We start from the raw sequence: 14,700 nt of genomic DNA, 5'->3' as shown, positions 1-14,700 counted from the left end.
TATTGAAAAAAACGCGCCTCATCTGATGGGGCGCGTTTTTCATTCGCTTGTGCCGCTTTGGGCGACGCTTCTTTGGTCAGCGCTTTTTGGCAGCCCGGCGCAACAACAAGAGCAGGCGACTGAAACTGTTTTGGATGCCATCCGGGTCTGCTTTGCCAAAATAAGCGTCCAACTCCGGCCAGATTTTCACCGCCTGGTCCAACGTGATATCATTGCCTTCCGAATACAGACCCGCGCGGATCATCACCTCGGACTGTTCGTAAGCCCCTAGGAACTTGCGCACAGCAAGGATCATCTCGTTCTCATCTGGCGTGGCACAGGCCGGCAAGCTGCGCGACACCGAGCGAGACACATCGATCGCCGGGAAACGGCCGCGTTCTGCAATTTCGCGATTGAGCACAATATGCCCATCCAAAACCCCGCGCAGAATATCAGCAATGGGTTCATCCATGTCCGATCCGGCCACAAGAACAGAAAAGACTGCTGTGATATTGCCTTGGCTCGCGTTGCCGGGGCCTGCCCGTTCGCACAAACCGGTGATCAGCGGCGTCACAGACGGGGGATAGCCGCGCAACGCCGGCGCCTCGCCCGACGCAACAGCGATTTCACGGTGCGCTTCGGCAAATCGTGTGACCGAGTCAGCCATAAACAGCACGTTTTTACCCTGATCGCGGAAATGCTCTGCCACTGTCATGGCCGACCAAGCACAGCGACGACGCACCAGCGCAGATTGATCCGACGTTGCCGCAACAACAATGGTCCGTTTCATCCCTTCGGGGCCCAAGACGTCCTTGACGAAGTGATTGACCTCGCGGCCCCGTTCGCCGATCAGCGCCATAACAACGACATCTGCGCCCATGTTCTGGGCCAACTGGGCCATCAGAGTGGATTTACCAACACCAGAGCCCGCAAACAGACCGACGCGTTGACCTTCCACAATCGGCAAAACGGTGTTCAGCACCGAAAGACCGGTTGGCAGGCGTTCGCCCAATCCGCGCCGCTCTGCGGCCTTGGGAGGGGCTGTCATAATATCGCGTGCCTCTACCCCGCGCAGCATCGGCATCCCGTCCAGCGGCGCGCCAAACGGGTCAATGACCCGGCCAATCCAGTTATCATCCGGCGCAAACTCCGGCACCGGGTACAGAAGAACAGGGTCGCCGATGGCAGCACGATCCGGCGCGCTGTCAGGCAGCATACGCACCACTTCCCCGCTCAGGCCAAGCACCTCGCCAAAGACCTCGTCGCGTGGGCCGCGCCGAAGGACCAGCCTGTCACCCAAGCGCGCCTGCCCCGCGAGGCCAGAAACCTCAATCTCTCCCCCGCCAATTCCGGTCACCCGCCCCATAGGGGTTGAAAGGCGGCTATTGGCCAATTCTTGGCTCAACGCTTCCAGCTCTGAAATCATCTGCGGTTTCTCCAACAAGGTCTCTGCAAACAATTTCTAAAGGAATCAGGGTTAAGCCTTGATTGAAATTGATCGAGGGAGAAGCCCCGGTGTTCGACAAACTGAATGTTTTTAAGATCGCTTTTTCGATGGCAACCCATGCTGGCAAACGTCAGGCATTGGTGTCGGAGAATATCGCGAACGCCAATACACCTGACTACCTGGCAAAGGATATCAAACCCTTTCGCGAGGTCTATGCCGCAGGAGAATCGCAGGGCGACATGGTCGCCTCTCGCGCGTCGCACCTAAATGGCGCGAACGGCAGCGGATTCGACTGGGCCGTGCAAGCCGACAGCTCTTACGTCGACCCCAATGGCAACTCTGTGACCCTTGAGGAAGAAATCCTCAAAGGGGTGGAAGCCAAACGGCAACACGACCGCGCGCTGGCGATTTACCGGTCCTCTATGACCATCCTGCGCACCAGCCTCGGCAGCAATTGATAGGAAATCAGGACAATGAGTGAATTTGGCCAAGCCCTTTCCGTGACAGCATCCGGCCTGCGGGCCCAGGCAAAACGCCTGGTGCATGTATCAGAAAACATTTCCAACGCAGACACGCCCGGCTACCGCCGCAAAACCGTGTCCTTTCAAGCGGTGCGTGACCTTGCCACTGACGTAAGCGAAGTGCGCGTGAACAAGGCGAAACTGGACCGCAGTGAGCTGGAACAGATCTACGATCCCAATCACCCGCTGGCCGATGAAACCGGCCACTACATGGGGTCGAATGTGGACCTGATGATGGAAATCGCAGACGCGCGCGAAGCGCAGCGTACCTATGACGCAAACCTGAAGATGTTCGACCAGACGCGGCAAATGTCCTCGTCCCTGATGGATCTTCTTCGTCGATAATTTGTACTGAGCAATAATGGAGATCCAGAATGGATATTCGCTCCCTCTCCGCAACCAGCGGTTACGCAGTAGCTAAAACGGCTGCAAAGGTTGATCCGGAATATAATCCCGCCTCTCCCGGCGAGCAGATGAAGGCAAGCTTTGAACAGTTTACCAACACTCTGCAGCATTCTGAACAAGTGTCCGTTCAGGCGATGACCGGCGGTGCGGACCCGCATGCGCTGGTTCAGGCTCTGGCCCAGACCGAGCTTGCGGTGGAAACTGCCGTGACCGTCCGCAACAAGGTGGTCGAAGCCTACCAAGAAATCCTGCGGATGCCGGTCTAAGCCATGATGACCGAAGGGATGTTCTTTGATGTCTTGCGCCAGGGGCTTCTGGTGGCGACGGGGATGGCTCTGCCATTGCTCGCCACTGCTCTGGTGCTGGGCCTCATTGTTGGCTTGTTTCAGGCGCTCACCTCCATTCAGGAGATGACGCTGACCTTCGTGCCGAAACTCGCCGGTGCCCTCGCGGTGCTTTGGATCACAATGGGTTTCATGACCCAGGCGATCGTGACGTTTTTCACTGGCACGATCATTCCCCTCATTCAGGGAGGCGTATAAATGACTACCTCTGCCTATTCCGCCATTTCACGCCAGTCCGGCCTGCTGAACGAAATTCGCGTTGTTGCAAACAACATCGCGAACTCTGCCACCACCGGCTATCGGTCCGAAGGGGTGATTTTCTCGGAATATGTGAAATCCGCACCCGGTCAGGAATCGCTGTCCTTGGCCCGCGGCAACATCCGCAACACGTCGCTGGAACAGGGCAACCTAAACCAGACAAACGGGCAGTTGGATCTGGCGCTGGAAGGCGACGGCTTCTTCATGATCGAAACCCCGAACGGCAACCGCCTGACCCGTGCAGGTAACTTTTCGTCCAATGCCGCAGGCGATCTGGTCACCCCCGATGGCTACCGCGTTCTGGATGCAGGCCAGGCGCCTGTTTTCATTCCCGGCGATGCAGAAAGCATTTCTTTCGGGGCTGATGGCACATTCAGCGCAGATGGCCGCCAGCTGGGTCAGATCGGTATTTTCCAACCCCTCGAAGGCACCACGATCAAGCGCGAAGACGGCGTTATGTTCAGCACCGAGGGCGAGGTGGAACCAGCTGAAAACGCAAAGCTTCTGCAGGGCTTTCTGGAAGGGTCCAACGTGAACGCCATCCACCAGATGTCCCGCATGATCGAGATCCAGCGCGCCTATGAAATGGGCCAGAGCTTCCTCACCTCCGAGGACGAGCGGGTCCGAAATGCCATTGAAAACTTGATGAAATAAGGAGCTACCCCCATGCGTGCTTTGAAAATCGCAGCCACCGGCATGAGCGCACAACAACTGCGTGTGGAGACCATCTCCAACAACCTGTCGAACATGAACACCACTGGCTACAACGCCCGCCGGGCCGAATTTGCTGACCTGCACTACCAGCAGGTCTCACGCGCTGGCACGGTCAATGCTTCCGACGGTACCATTCTGCCCACGGGTGTTCAGGTCGGCCTTGGTGTGCGCCCCTCCGCCGTTTCCGTTTACCTGCAGCAAGGTTCCCTGTCGCAAACCGGCAATGATCTTGATGTGGCGATCCAGGGCAACGGCTATTTTGAAGTCACAATGCCAAGCGGCGAAAGCGCCTTTACCCGGGACGGTTCGTTCAAACGCAACGCCGAAGGTCTGATCGTGACCAACGACGGCTACCCGGTCGCGCCGGACATCACCATTCCCGATGATGCGACCAACCTGTCGATCAACGCCGAAGGGGAAGTCTACGCATATTTCAACGACGCTGTCGAAGCGCAGCTTCTGGGCCAGCTGACCATGACCGGTTTCACCAACCCCAAAGGTCTCGAGGCGATGGGCTCGAACCTGTTCCGCCAAACCGAAGCCTCTGGTGCGCCCAATGCCTCTACGCCCGGTGAAGATGGTCTGGGCACCCTGCGTCAGGGCTATCTGGAAGACAGCTCCGTTGATGCCGTACGCGAGGTCACCGAACTGATCGAAGCCCAGCGCGGTTACGAGATGAATGCGCGCGTTCTGTCCGCCGTCGACCAAATGATGTCGGCCACAACCCAGGTGCGCTAATGAAACTGCTTGCTGCCCTTCTTCTGGTGCTGATGGCCAACTCTGCGTGGGCCGATATTTTGGTCCCCGTGCGCACTATTCGCGCCAAAGAGCTGATCACCGCCGAGGATCTGATGCTCAAGAATGTCGCCGTCATGGGCGCCCTGAGCGATCCGGCCGAAGTGGTCGGGCAGGAAGCACGCGTGGCCCTTTATGCTGGTCGCCCGGTCCGCCCCGGAGACATCGGTCCGCCAGCACTGGTCGAACGCAACGACCTTGTGAAACTGATCTTCCGGCACGGGGGACTAACCATAGAAACTGAAGGCCGCTCGCTCGGCCGTGGCGCGGTTGGCGAATTCATCCGCGTCATGAACATGTCGTCGCGCGCCACAGTATCGGGCCGCATCACCGCCGACGGATCTATTGAGGTAAACTGATGAAACTGATTTCTGCCGCCAAACTTGCCTGCGTTGGCCTTGTGGCTCTGGGTGGCTGTGCCCGTCTGGACCATGTCGGCAAACCGCCGACTTTCACACCGGCCAATGAAACGCCAGAGCATGTTGCGATGCTGTATCAGGGCCTGCCGCTGACAACCCAAAACCAGCGCACCGTCGATGGGGCTTCCCTCTGGAGCGGGTCGCGGCAATCCCTTCTTGGGGACCGCCGCGCCACCAAGCAGGGCGACATTCTGACAGTGGTGATCGAGATTGACGAAGAAGCTTCGATCTCCAACGACACGAACCGCTCGCGCAGCGCATCCGAGAGCCTTGAGGTGCCGCAGCTTCTTGGCCTGCCGCAACGTCTGGACAATGAGCTGCCTGCGGGCGCCTCTTCGGCCTCGGCCGTTGACCTTGGCGGCAGCTCTTCGTCCTCTGGCAGCGGTTCTGTCAGCCGCAGCGAAAAACTGGAACTGCGTGTCGCCGCGACCGTCGTCGATGTGCTGCCCAATGGGGTTCTGGCAATCAGCGGCAGCCAGGAGCTGCGCGTCAACTTTGAACTGCGCGAACTGTTGGTCACGGGCTACGTCCGCCCCGACGACATCAGCCGCCAGAACGAAATCACTTACGACAAGATCGCATCTGCCCGCGTGTCCTACGGCGGCCGTGGCCAAATCACCGATGTGCAGCAGCCCCGCTACGGCCAGCAGATCCTTGATGTGATCCTGCCTTTCTGAGGAATGAAAAATGATCTCTAAACTCCTCCCAATCCTCTTTTTACTTGTCGGCATCGGCGGCGGCATCGGGGCAGGCATTGCCCTGGCCCCGCCCCCGGAAGAGGTAGAACACGCCGAAGGCCATGAGGGAGACGCTCATGGCGAAGACCACCACGAAGAAGAAGAGGAAGAAGAACTTGCTGAAGGCGAGGAAGTCATTCCCAACGACTTTATCAAGATCAACAACCAGTTCGTGATCCCTGTGGTCGAACGCGATCAGCTGAGCGCGCTTGTTGTGATGTCCCTCACGCTCGAGGCCAAACCCGGTATGACCGGCAAAGTGCACAGTTTTGAGCCCAAGCTTCGCGATTCTTTCCTGCAAATCCTGTTTGACCATGCCAACATGGGTGGCTTTCGCGGCGCGTTCACCCGGTCCGAGGTTCTGGACCCGCTGCGCACCGCGCTGCGCGAAGAAGGGCAGCGCTATTTGGGCAAAGACCTGATCGATGTTCTGATCCTGGAAATCACACGCCAAGACGTCTGACCCACCGCACGACACCAACACCAAAAAAACCCGCTCTTCACATCGAAGGGCGGGTTTATTTGTGTTCTGTCACCGGGCGCAGGTTATTCAAGGCCAAGCAGTTTCTGCTGCAACTTCTGCGCCCGCAGTTTGCGACGCAACTCCCGCTCCTGCGTTTCCATCGTTTCCACTGCGTGTTTTCGACCAAAGGATGCACGAAGTTTATCCATCGCCTGCAGCTTCTGCGCGGTGACTTGTGCCAGCTGCTGGTTCAATTCACGGCGGGATTTTGTATGCCATTGCTGCCAGAGGAAATCCGCACCCAGCGCTTTGATCGCATGGCTTTCTTCGGCAATCGGGCGAGCCTGCGCAATCTGGGTTTTCAGCATGTCGATCTGCGACCGCAGCTGCGCTTCGGCGTCCAGGATCGGTTTAACCTTGGCGTGTTCCCGCAAATAAAGCGCATTGGTGACAGCCTTCATCTGCGCCAGCATCTTGTCCTGCTTCATCAGATCCGTCCTTTCGCACGTTCACGCATTTCTTCAGCAAAGCGGATCGCGGCAGCCACAGGGGCGTAGTGGGTTTCCTCGACCTCATCTCCAACCTCCATTGTCGCATAAAGCGCACGTGCCGTTGGTGGATCTGAATGAATAGGCACACCGTGTTCCTGGGCCACTTCGCGAATGACGGCTGCGACCTCATCAACCCCTTTGGCCACACAGATCGGCGCGCCGCCTTGGGCCCGATCCCATTCCAGCACAACAGCATAATGGGTTGGGTTCACGATAACCACATCGGCCCCGGCAACCGCAGACTTAATCTGTTTCTTGACGATCGCCTGCCCCTTTTGCATCCGCTGCTGTTTCATGTGCGGATCACCTTCAGAGTTTTTCATCTCGTCCTGAATGTCCTTGCGAGACATCATGTTCTTGCGAATGAACTCAGCCTGCTGGAACGACGCATCCACCACACCGATTGAGGCCGAAACGATCAGCGCAATGAACAGGAACTCCATCGAAAGCTGGGCAATAAAGGGGACGATCGTCACCGCATCGCCCCCCACCGCAGCAAGCATATCGGGCAATCGGACCGTCAAATACACGCCGAGCGCAATGGAATAGATCACCAGCTTTAGGAAGTTTTTGCCAAACTCAAACAGACCAGAACGCCCGAATTTGTTCTGTGCGTTCTTGATAACGGAAAGGCGCGACAGCTTGGGCTCAATGCGTTTGGGCGCAACAACAAAAGCTTTCTGGGCCAGAACTGCCAAAATCACAACGACGGCCGGGACCAGATACCAGGGCAAAACCGCAAAAGAGATCCGGGTGATGAATTGACCCGCAATCGGCGCAGCCATGGCATCCCCAAAGACCACCGCAGCCAACCGGTCGGGTTGATCCAAAAACGCCATCATGGATGTGCCAAGCGTTTCGATCGAGGCTTTGCCAACCGCATAGAACGCGATGAGAATCCCAAGATAGGAAGCCGCCACCAAAAGGTCCTGCGACTTGGGAACATCGCCGTTTTCGCGCGCCTTTTTTAACCGCTCGGGCGTTGGTTCGAATGACTTATCAGAATCGTCGTCATCGTTGCTCATGGCAGGCCCGCCGCAGGATTCATCATGAACTCACTCAAGCCCCGGCTCCAGACGGTCAGGATCAAAGGGCTGCCAATCGCCAAGAGTGCAAGTCCGCCGAAGGTGATCACCGGCGCACCAATAAAGAAAATCATCAACTGCGGCATGGCGCGGTTAATCAGACCCAGTGTCAGGTTGTAGATGACCGCCGTCACCACAAAAGGCGCGGCCAGCGTAAAGGCCATGGCAAAGCTTTGCGAAATACGAAACACGCCCCATTGCGAAAACCCCGCCGCCTCGGGCCGCAGCCCAACCGGGAAGATGTCGTAGGATTGGATCATCAGCTCGGCCGCACGCAGGTGCAGCCCAAGGAGGAAAATCAAAGCAAGACCGGCAATCCAAAGCACCGCACCCAAGGCCGGCATTGGATCCACCCCCTGCCCCCCAAAGAATTGAGCCAAGGACGTGGTCTGCGCCGCAATGGAGCCAGCCGTCTGCAGCGCATGCACGAAAAACCGCATCGCCACCCCCAGCCCAAGACCAATCACAACCTCTGAACTGATGTAGCCAACATACTGCAAGATCGTCGTAGGCGGTGTGATCTGCGGCAAGGTCGGGGCCACGATGGCCGTGAACACCAGCCCAATAATCAGACGGATATGGGTGGGAACAAATGTCTCACCAAATCCGGGCATCACCGACGTCATTGCGCCAATCCGAAGAAAGACAATCGCCGCGTGCCAGAAGCCGGCGCCAAGCATGGCGATCAGCTCTGGTGAGAGGAGCGCGAGGGTCATGCCGCGACCATACCCACCAGGGCCGGGCGGGCTTCCAGACCGATCTCTTCGAAGGACAGCACCGGGTTCTGAATGCCGCGCGACCGCAAAATGGTGCGCAGGAACCGGCGACGGCGCATCGAGGTCACAACGGCCGCATGAATGCCCTGCTCTGTTACCGAACCAATTTTCTCACTCATGGACTCGACCAGCTTGTTGAAGTGGTCCGGCGGCAGCGCAATATCGAGGCCGGTCTGAGATTCCACCTGATAGGTGTTGAACATGTCTTCCCACTCGGGTGCCAGCTGAACCAGAGGAATAGTGCCGTCTTCGCGCTTCATCTCGGCAACCAGCTGGAAGCCCAGACGTTGGCGCACATGCTCGCAGATCAGCTCTGGCGCGGTGGTGCGCAGGCGGGCTTCGGAAATGGATTCCAAAATCAGCGGCATGTTCCGGATCGAGACCTGCTCGTCCAGCAGCAGGCGCAACACCGCATGCAGCGTATCAATTGGCACCTTGTCCGGGATCAGTTCATCCAGCAGCTTCTGGTTGGCATTGGCCCGAAACTGGTCGGACAGCTCGGTCATTTCCTTCAGCAAGCGACGCAGAGATTTCAGCGTCAGCAGGCGCGAGAAGTTCTGCTTCACCACTTCCAGCAGGTGGGTTGCCAGAATTTCGGGCGGCGTCACAACAGTGGCCCCCATCAGCGCGGCATCTTCTTGGAACTTCCCGGAAATCCAACGTGCAGGCGCGCCATAGACCGGTTCGGTCACATCCATCCCGCTGGGCAAGGCGGCGTGGTTGTCGGGCATCAAGGCCAGAACCATATCCGGATGCAGGCTGCCTCGGACCTGCTCCACACCCTGGATGCGGATCAGATAGGTTCCGGGTTCCAGCTCTGGCTCATCAGTCAGACGAATTTCCGGCAGGATCAAACCAAAGGTCGACGCCACATGAGTCCGCATATTCGCGATGCGCGCATCCAGTCCGGTGCCCGGATCCAGCACCATGTTCACCAGATCCTGAGAGAATTCCAGATGCAGGTCATCAAGGTCTAGGATATCGCCAAGCGCCTTGGTTTTTTCCGGCTCTTTGGCTTCCTCAACCTTGGCGTCGACCTCTTTTTTAGCCTCTTCAAGGTTTTTCTGATGCATCCGGTAAGCAGTGTAGCCCAACCCGATGCCACCCGTGATGAATGGCAGGAACGGCAGGCCGGGAACCAGCGCAAACAGCACCATAAGAACCGAAACTGCCCCCAGCGCGCCGGGGTATTTCGTGAGTTGCGAGACAATCGCTGTATCCGTCGCGCCTGTCGCGCCACCGCGGGCCAGCAGCAGAGCGGCCGCAATAGAGATGATCACCGAAGGGATCTGCGACACCAGACCGTCACCAACGGTTAGGATCGCGTATGTCTCAAACGCGGCACCGATTGGCATGCCATGGACAACAATGCCCATGATCAGACCCATCACCAGGTTCAGAAGCGTGATCAGCAGACCTGCAATCGCATCGCCTTTTACAAACTTGGAGGCACCATCCAACGAACCAAAAAAGGTGGTTTCGCGTTGCTCTGTTTCACGACGTTCGCGGGCTGTCGCATGGTCGATCGCGCCGGCGGACATGTCACTGTCGATCGCCAACTGCTTGCCCGGCATCCCATCTAGCGCAAAACGCGCACCAACCTCGGCCATGCGCGCTGCACCTTTGGTGATGACCATAAAGTTCACGATCAAAAGCACGCCAAAGACCACAAGGCCCAAGAAAACACTGCCACCCATGACAAATTGGGCAAACCCTTCGATCACATTGCCTGCCGCATCCGTGCCAGTGTGCCCCTGACCAATGATCAGCTTGGTCGAGGACACATTGAGCGACAAGCGCAGCATCAGCGAGCCCAGAAGGATGGTCGGGAAGGCCGAGAAATCAAGTGGCCGCTCAATGAACAGCGTCAGTGTGAAGATCAAAATCGCCAGCGCAAAGGAGGCGGCCAATCCGACATCCAAGACCCAAGCTGGCATTGGCAGGATCATCATTACAATGACCGCCATCAGGGCCATTGCCAGAAGGATGGTCGGGTTAAAGATCTGCTGAAAGCTAATATTTGGCACGGGTTTGTCTCTTATCTAATGGCAATCAGCGCTTGTCCGGACCCGCCGGACAAAGGCACCAGCGAACCCAACGCCGCCGAAGTGGCGCCGCTGGGGGCTGAAATCAGTGCGGTGGTTCGTCGCCCGGCAACCAGCGGGCGTGGCGCAGAGAACGTTGTGACGCGGCGCTCGGGCAGACTGGCCACCGCAGTCATTGGCGTCAGGTCATCGCGAATCCTGGTAAATCGCGCGACATAGCGGTCTGCGTATTTCGGCGTGCGAGAGTGAAACGCTCCGGCGGCTTTGGTCCAGCTGCCAAACTCCCCGTGCAAGTCCTGAAGAAACTTAGCGGCGTACCGGGCGTTGGTCACCGGGTCGAACATGTCATTCAGGGATTCGAATGCCTGATGATGCCAGCGGTAGTTGATCTGAAAGCATCCGACATCGAAACTGCGAGCGCCGCGCTGAAAATGCTTCTCTACATAGGCCTTTGCTTCGGCCTCTGTTTCAAACCACTTACCGGCCCCTTCCATATTCACGGTCCAGGGCCAGGGCTCTAATCCCGACTTGCCACCGCGACCGGTTTCTGTCCGCGTGATTGCCCGCAGAACTTCGAGGGGCACATTGCTTTCGGCAGCGGCACGACTGGCAGCATGGTCACAAATTGCTGAAATGCCCTGCGGATCCTCAGATCGCGGAGATTTCGCCCAACCACTATTGCCGGACAACGAAAGTAACAGCCCCAGACAACAAAGCCCAAGAGCTGTAATCGGCACCTTTTGGTGAAGACGTTTGATGATCGGCATTCTGCCCGTTCCAGGATTAGGATTCTTCCTGATCCCAAATTAGTCGGCGAGCATTTACAAAGTGTTATCATCAAATTTTAAGGACCGCCCCGAGGGGCGGCCCAAAGTGTCTGACGTTCACTCTTCTTCAGAGCGTGTGACCTGCCCCAGCAGGCGTTCGATATCCGTGCGCGCAGAGACGCTGCTGTCAACCAAGGCCCGCGCTTCCGCCAGCGGTGGCAGGCCCTCCGGTGCTTGGGTCGCCTCGTCAATGCCCAGGGTCAGTTCAGCAACCTCCCCAAAGGGCGCGGCCTCGCGATCCAATTGTTCTGCAGCCTCAAGATCGGCCGAATACCAAAAGCCGCGCGCAGCCCCGTTTTGGTCATCACTTTCCAAAAGATATTCGCCCGCGCGCTCATATTCGCGATTCAGCCAAAGCGCTTCGGCCCGCATCCGATCGGCCTGTTTGCCTTCCAGCCCCATCAGTTCGACCAGCGCTTGCTGAGGTTCTTCTCGCTCCAGAGCAATTTCGGCATTCATCATACGACGGTCGGCGTTTTCCTCATCCAGAGGTGCTTTGGACAAAAGCACATCTGCCTCTTGGTGAAAGCCAAGATCCAGAAGTCGACGGGACATAATATCGGCCAGCTCAGATGCTTCAGACAGTGTCGCCTCATGGGCAAAGACCAACCCATATTTCAGGAACGTCACATCATCTGCGTTTTCAGTCAGCAATGTGAAGAACGCGCCAGATGCGGCCTTACGTGCGCCTGCGCCGTCGCGCTCATTGAGCGCTTCGAACTGGTCAAAAGCTTCGTCGAAACGGCCAACCAGTGCCAGTGCAGCGACTTCCGCACGCCGCAGGTCGCGCCCAAGCTCGGTTTCACGGCTTTCCAGCTCGTAAGACGCCGTCAAATCGGGCACATCGGGCGACAACGCCCTGCGTTCTTTGACGCTCAGGTCAATCAGTTCGATCAAAGCCACTGGCGCGTTTTTTGTACGCTCAGCGACCTCTTCTGTCAGAAACTCTGCAACCTCTTCGGGCTTGCCTTCCAGATCTGCGATCGCGGCCTCTGCCAGATTGATATCGGGTACTTCTTCGACCCCGGTTCGATCAACCGAGCGCAGCGTCACTTTGGCCACATGAGGGTTCCCGGCATCGGCAAACAAGGTGCTCATCCGCGGACCCAAGTGAACACGCAGATGTGCCGGCAATTTGGCAAAGAACTGTTGGATTGCGTCGGTATTGGCGTTCTTTTTGATACTGCCCGCGGCCAGCGCGGCCCAGAACGCAACGTCGCTGTCACAACTTTGCTGGCCTGAAAACACGTTGTTCACAGGCATTGGTGCACCGTCAAGGATGCGCCCAATTGCAACCATAGTTTCGCGCATCTCGGGTTTGATTTTCCCATCGGGAAGCATGCGCAGGGTGCTCAAGGCTTCGGCGCCAAAACCGAAATAAAGATAGGTGCGAGTCAAATCTAAAACCGCATCCTTGTCGATTTCATCAAACTCACCCAGCAGCCTGTTGCGCAGTTCGCCGATTTGCTTGTCAAAGCTTCCCTCGCCTTCCCATTTGTGCAGGGCAACGCGCGAGTTGCGAATGCAAAGAGAATCCTCCCGATCTTGTTTGCGCCGCATTGCCAAGAGACCCGTTTCCCGGTCCACAGCCGAGGTCACCGCCACATTGGGAAGCCCCTCAAGACGCTCCCCATTGCCCAGGGGATCCAGCACTTGCGCCGGATCTGCATCGCCTTCCAGCTGAATGAGACCCTGTTCGTTGGCCCGACCGATTTGCTGCAGAAGCCGGGCTTCTGTTCCATTGACCAGCGCCGCACGCTGCTCCTCGGCGAGGTCAATTGAAATCGCAGCGTCGGCGGCCTCTTTGGATTCTTTTGCGAGTCTTTCGACCTCTGCGGCCGCGCGCTCTTTTTCTGCCTTTTCCGCGTCTTCTGCCTGGCGCACCACCTGCGCAGCGAAACCAGAGCTTAGGGGCAGCGAAACACCCTGCCCGGCAGAGCTTGTTCCCAAGGCATTGCCCAAGGCGGTTTCCACTTGGCTGCGTGCAATATCACTGCGCTGAAGGGGAAAACGGAACGCGCTGGTACCCTGGGGAAATACCAAAGGCAGAGGATTGTGCGCGCTGCTAAACGGAAGCGGTTCCCCATTTCCGTCCCGCACGTCCACAACCAGAAACCCATCTGCCTGCTGGAAATGCTCAACAATACAATCGCACCCCAGATCGATCCGAAGCGGCTGACCGGGCCCTGCTTGGCGCACGTCCTGCACGCGTGTGCGTGGGATCAGTTCAAAAACACTGGTGGTATCAAAAACCGCGCTGTCGGAACCAAGGTTCACAGTTGCCATGCGCCCATCTTGGGTCACGGACCAGTTCACCTGATCAGGGACACGCATGACGAGCCTTGTAAACCCATCATGCTCTCCGGATCGGGTGACAATCGTCTGCGCCTCGGCAAACCCTGCCGCCAGACCGACGACAGCCAGTGCGATTGCACGTGAAATCATGCTGCTTCCTGCTTCACTTCATTCAATGCTTCTTCCAGCTCAGAGAAACCCGGCCGGATGTGAGAGGGCGTGTTCTGACGGCCCACTTCGATACAAATTGCGGCTGCGTGATTGTGGAGGTTTGCAACCAAAACTTCCCGGATCAGCTGGTAGAAATGACCATCCTCTTCCACGACAGTTTTCACCTTGGCGGCAAAGGGGCCGACAAAAGCGTAGGCAAGGAAAACACCCAGGAAGGTACCAACAAGCGCACCACCAATCATTTTACCCAAGACTTCAGGCGGCTGGTCGATGGAGGCCATGGTTTTAATCACACCCAGAACCGCCGCAACAATTCCAAGCGCGGGCAGACCATCCGCAACCGTCTGCAGGGCGTGGCTGGAATGCAGCGCGTGGTGCATATTGGCCTCGATCCGCTTTTCAAGAACCTCTTCAACCTGATGCGGGTCGTCATAGTTCATGGACGCCGACCGCATGGTGTCAGAGATCAGATTGACCGCTTCCTTATCCGCCAGGATTTTTGGATATTTCTGGAAGATCGTGGAATTTTCCGGGTCTTCAATATGCTGTTCGACCTCGACCGGGTTCGCCCGTGCAATCCGAATGAGCGCGAACAAAAGACAAAGAAGATCTCTGTAGTCCTCAGGCTTCCATTTCGGGCCCTTGAACACTTTGCCCACATCCGACAGCGTGTGCTTTACCGCGCCGCCATCATTACTAATGAGAAACGCCCCGACAGCAGCACCGCCGATCATCATCATTTCGAATGGAAGGGCTTTAACGATAATGCCCATCTTGCCGCCGGCCAGCAGATACCCGCCGAAGACCATGGCAAAAACCACAACAATCCCCACAATACCAATCATGCTCAAAGCTCCACGTGTTCGTA

Annotated in this window: 17 protein-coding genes; 9 read left to right on the top strand and 8 right to left on the bottom strand. The window is 57.4% G+C overall.

Translation table 11 applies throughout. The features are described from left to right. Window positions 1–76 precede the first annotated feature (76 nt). On the bottom strand, window positions 77–1,405 hold the full coding sequence (locus TRM7557_RS12850) for a FliI/YscN family ATPase (protein ID WP_058290739.1): 1,329 nt from the start codon (window positions 1,403–1,405) through the stop codon (window positions 77–79). Window positions 1,406–1,467: 62 nt separating this feature from the next. On the opposite strand from TRM7557_RS12850, the gene TRM7557_RS12845 reads away from it, so the two are divergent. From TRM7557_RS12845 to TRM7557_RS12805, 9 genes are read left to right on the top strand one after another with little or no spacing between them, the layout of a single operon-like run. Then, window positions 1,468–1,884: a FlgB family protein gene (locus TRM7557_RS12845; protein ID WP_082626605.1), complete on the top strand. Its 417-nt coding sequence runs from the start codon at window positions 1,468–1,470 to the stop codon at window positions 1,882–1,884. Between the two features lie 15 nt (window positions 1,885–1,899). Continuing rightward, complete coding sequence (flgC, locus tag TRM7557_RS12840) at window positions 1,900–2,292, top strand: flagellar basal body rod protein FlgC (RefSeq protein ID WP_058290597.1); 393 nt, start codon at window positions 1,900–1,902, stop codon at window positions 2,290–2,292. A gap of 29 nt (window positions 2,293–2,321) precedes the next feature. Further along, window positions 2,322–2,618: a flagellar hook-basal body complex protein FliE gene (fliE, locus tag TRM7557_RS12835; protein ID WP_058290596.1), complete on the top strand. Its 297-nt coding sequence runs from the start codon at window positions 2,322–2,324 to the stop codon at window positions 2,616–2,618. Between the two features lie 3 nt (window positions 2,619–2,621). Next, window positions 2,622–2,894, top strand: a complete 273-nt coding sequence (locus TRM7557_RS12830) for a flagellar biosynthetic protein FliQ (protein ID WP_058290595.1) — start codon at window positions 2,622–2,624, stop codon at window positions 2,892–2,894. Then, entirely contained in the window at window positions 2,895–3,608 is a 714-nt protein-coding gene (locus TRM7557_RS12825; protein ID WP_058290594.1) for a flagellar hook-basal body complex protein, read from the top strand. Window positions 3,609–3,620: 12 nt separating this feature from the next. Next, window positions 3,621–4,406, top strand: coding sequence for a flagellar basal-body rod protein FlgG (gene flgG / locus TRM7557_RS12820; RefSeq protein WP_058290593.1), 786 nt, complete (start codon window positions 3,621–3,623; stop codon window positions 4,404–4,406). Then, window positions 4,406–4,822, top strand: a complete 417-nt coding sequence (flgA, locus tag TRM7557_RS12815; protein WP_058290592.1) for a flagellar basal body P-ring formation chaperone FlgA — start codon at window positions 4,406–4,408, stop codon at window positions 4,820–4,822. The genes flgG and flgA overlap by 1 nt, the downstream gene beginning before the upstream one ends. Next, window positions 4,822–5,559 (top strand): flagellar basal body L-ring protein FlgH, encoded by a 738-nt coding sequence (gene flgH / locus TRM7557_RS12810; RefSeq protein ID WP_058290591.1) that lies wholly within the window; start codon window positions 4,822–4,824, stop codon window positions 5,557–5,559. The genes flgA and flgH overlap by 1 nt, the downstream gene beginning before the upstream one ends. 10 nt (window positions 5,560–5,569) lie before the next feature. After that, the gene (locus TRM7557_RS12805) at window positions 5,570–6,082 is read left to right on the top strand and encodes a hypothetical protein (protein ID WP_058290590.1); all 513 of its coding nucleotides are present in this window, start codon (window positions 5,570–5,572) and stop codon (window positions 6,080–6,082) included. 83 nt (window positions 6,083–6,165) lie between these two features. On the opposite strand, the gene TRM7557_RS12800 is transcribed toward TRM7557_RS12805, so the two are convergent. The 7 genes from TRM7557_RS12800 to motA form a co-directional block, all read right to left on the bottom strand. Continuing rightward, on the bottom strand, window positions 6,166–6,570 hold the full coding sequence (locus TRM7557_RS12800; RefSeq protein ID WP_058290589.1) for a hypothetical protein: 405 nt from the start codon (window positions 6,568–6,570) through the stop codon (window positions 6,166–6,168). Beyond that, complete coding sequence (locus tag TRM7557_RS12795; protein ID WP_058290588.1) at window positions 6,570–7,658, bottom strand: EscU/YscU/HrcU family type III secretion system export apparatus switch protein; 1,089 nt, start codon at window positions 7,656–7,658, stop codon at window positions 6,570–6,572. The genes TRM7557_RS12800 and TRM7557_RS12795 overlap by 1 nt, the downstream gene beginning before the upstream one ends. Next, window positions 7,655–8,434: a flagellar biosynthetic protein FliR gene (locus TRM7557_RS12790; protein WP_058290587.1), complete on the bottom strand. Its 780-nt coding sequence runs from the start codon at window positions 8,432–8,434 to the stop codon at window positions 7,655–7,657. The genes TRM7557_RS12795 and TRM7557_RS12790 overlap by 4 nt, the downstream gene beginning before the upstream one ends. Then, a complete protein-coding gene (gene flhA, locus TRM7557_RS12785) occupies window positions 8,431–10,470 on the bottom strand; it encodes a flagellar biosynthesis protein FlhA (RefSeq protein WP_413081162.1) in 2,040 nt (679 codons plus the stop codon). Before flhA ends, TRM7557_RS12790 begins: the two co-directional genes overlap by 4 nt. A 62-nt stretch (window positions 10,471–10,532) precedes the next feature. After that, window positions 10,533–11,123 carry a transglycosylase SLT domain-containing protein gene (locus TRM7557_RS12780; RefSeq protein WP_328586549.1) on the bottom strand — a complete coding sequence of 197 codons (591 nt, stop codon included), beginning with the start codon at window positions 11,121–11,123 and terminating at the stop codon, window positions 10,533–10,535. 300 nt (window positions 11,124–11,423) lie between these two features. Beyond that, window positions 11,424–13,811: a hypothetical protein gene (locus TRM7557_RS12775; protein ID WP_110590792.1), complete on the bottom strand. Its 2,388-nt coding sequence runs from the start codon at window positions 13,809–13,811 to the stop codon at window positions 11,424–11,426. Then, window positions 13,808–14,677 (bottom strand): flagellar motor stator protein MotA, encoded by an 870-nt coding sequence (motA, locus tag TRM7557_RS12770; RefSeq protein WP_058290584.1) that lies wholly within the window; start codon window positions 14,675–14,677, stop codon window positions 13,808–13,810. The genes TRM7557_RS12775 and motA overlap by 4 nt, the downstream gene beginning before the upstream one ends. Between the last annotated feature and the right edge of the window lie 23 nt (window positions 14,678–14,700).

This window comes from Tritonibacter multivorans (assembly GCF_001458415.1).
Lineage (GTDB): Bacteria > Pseudomonadota > Alphaproteobacteria > Rhodobacterales > Rhodobacteraceae > Epibacterium > Epibacterium multivorans.
This window is presented reverse-complemented; position numbering and strand designations above follow the sequence as displayed.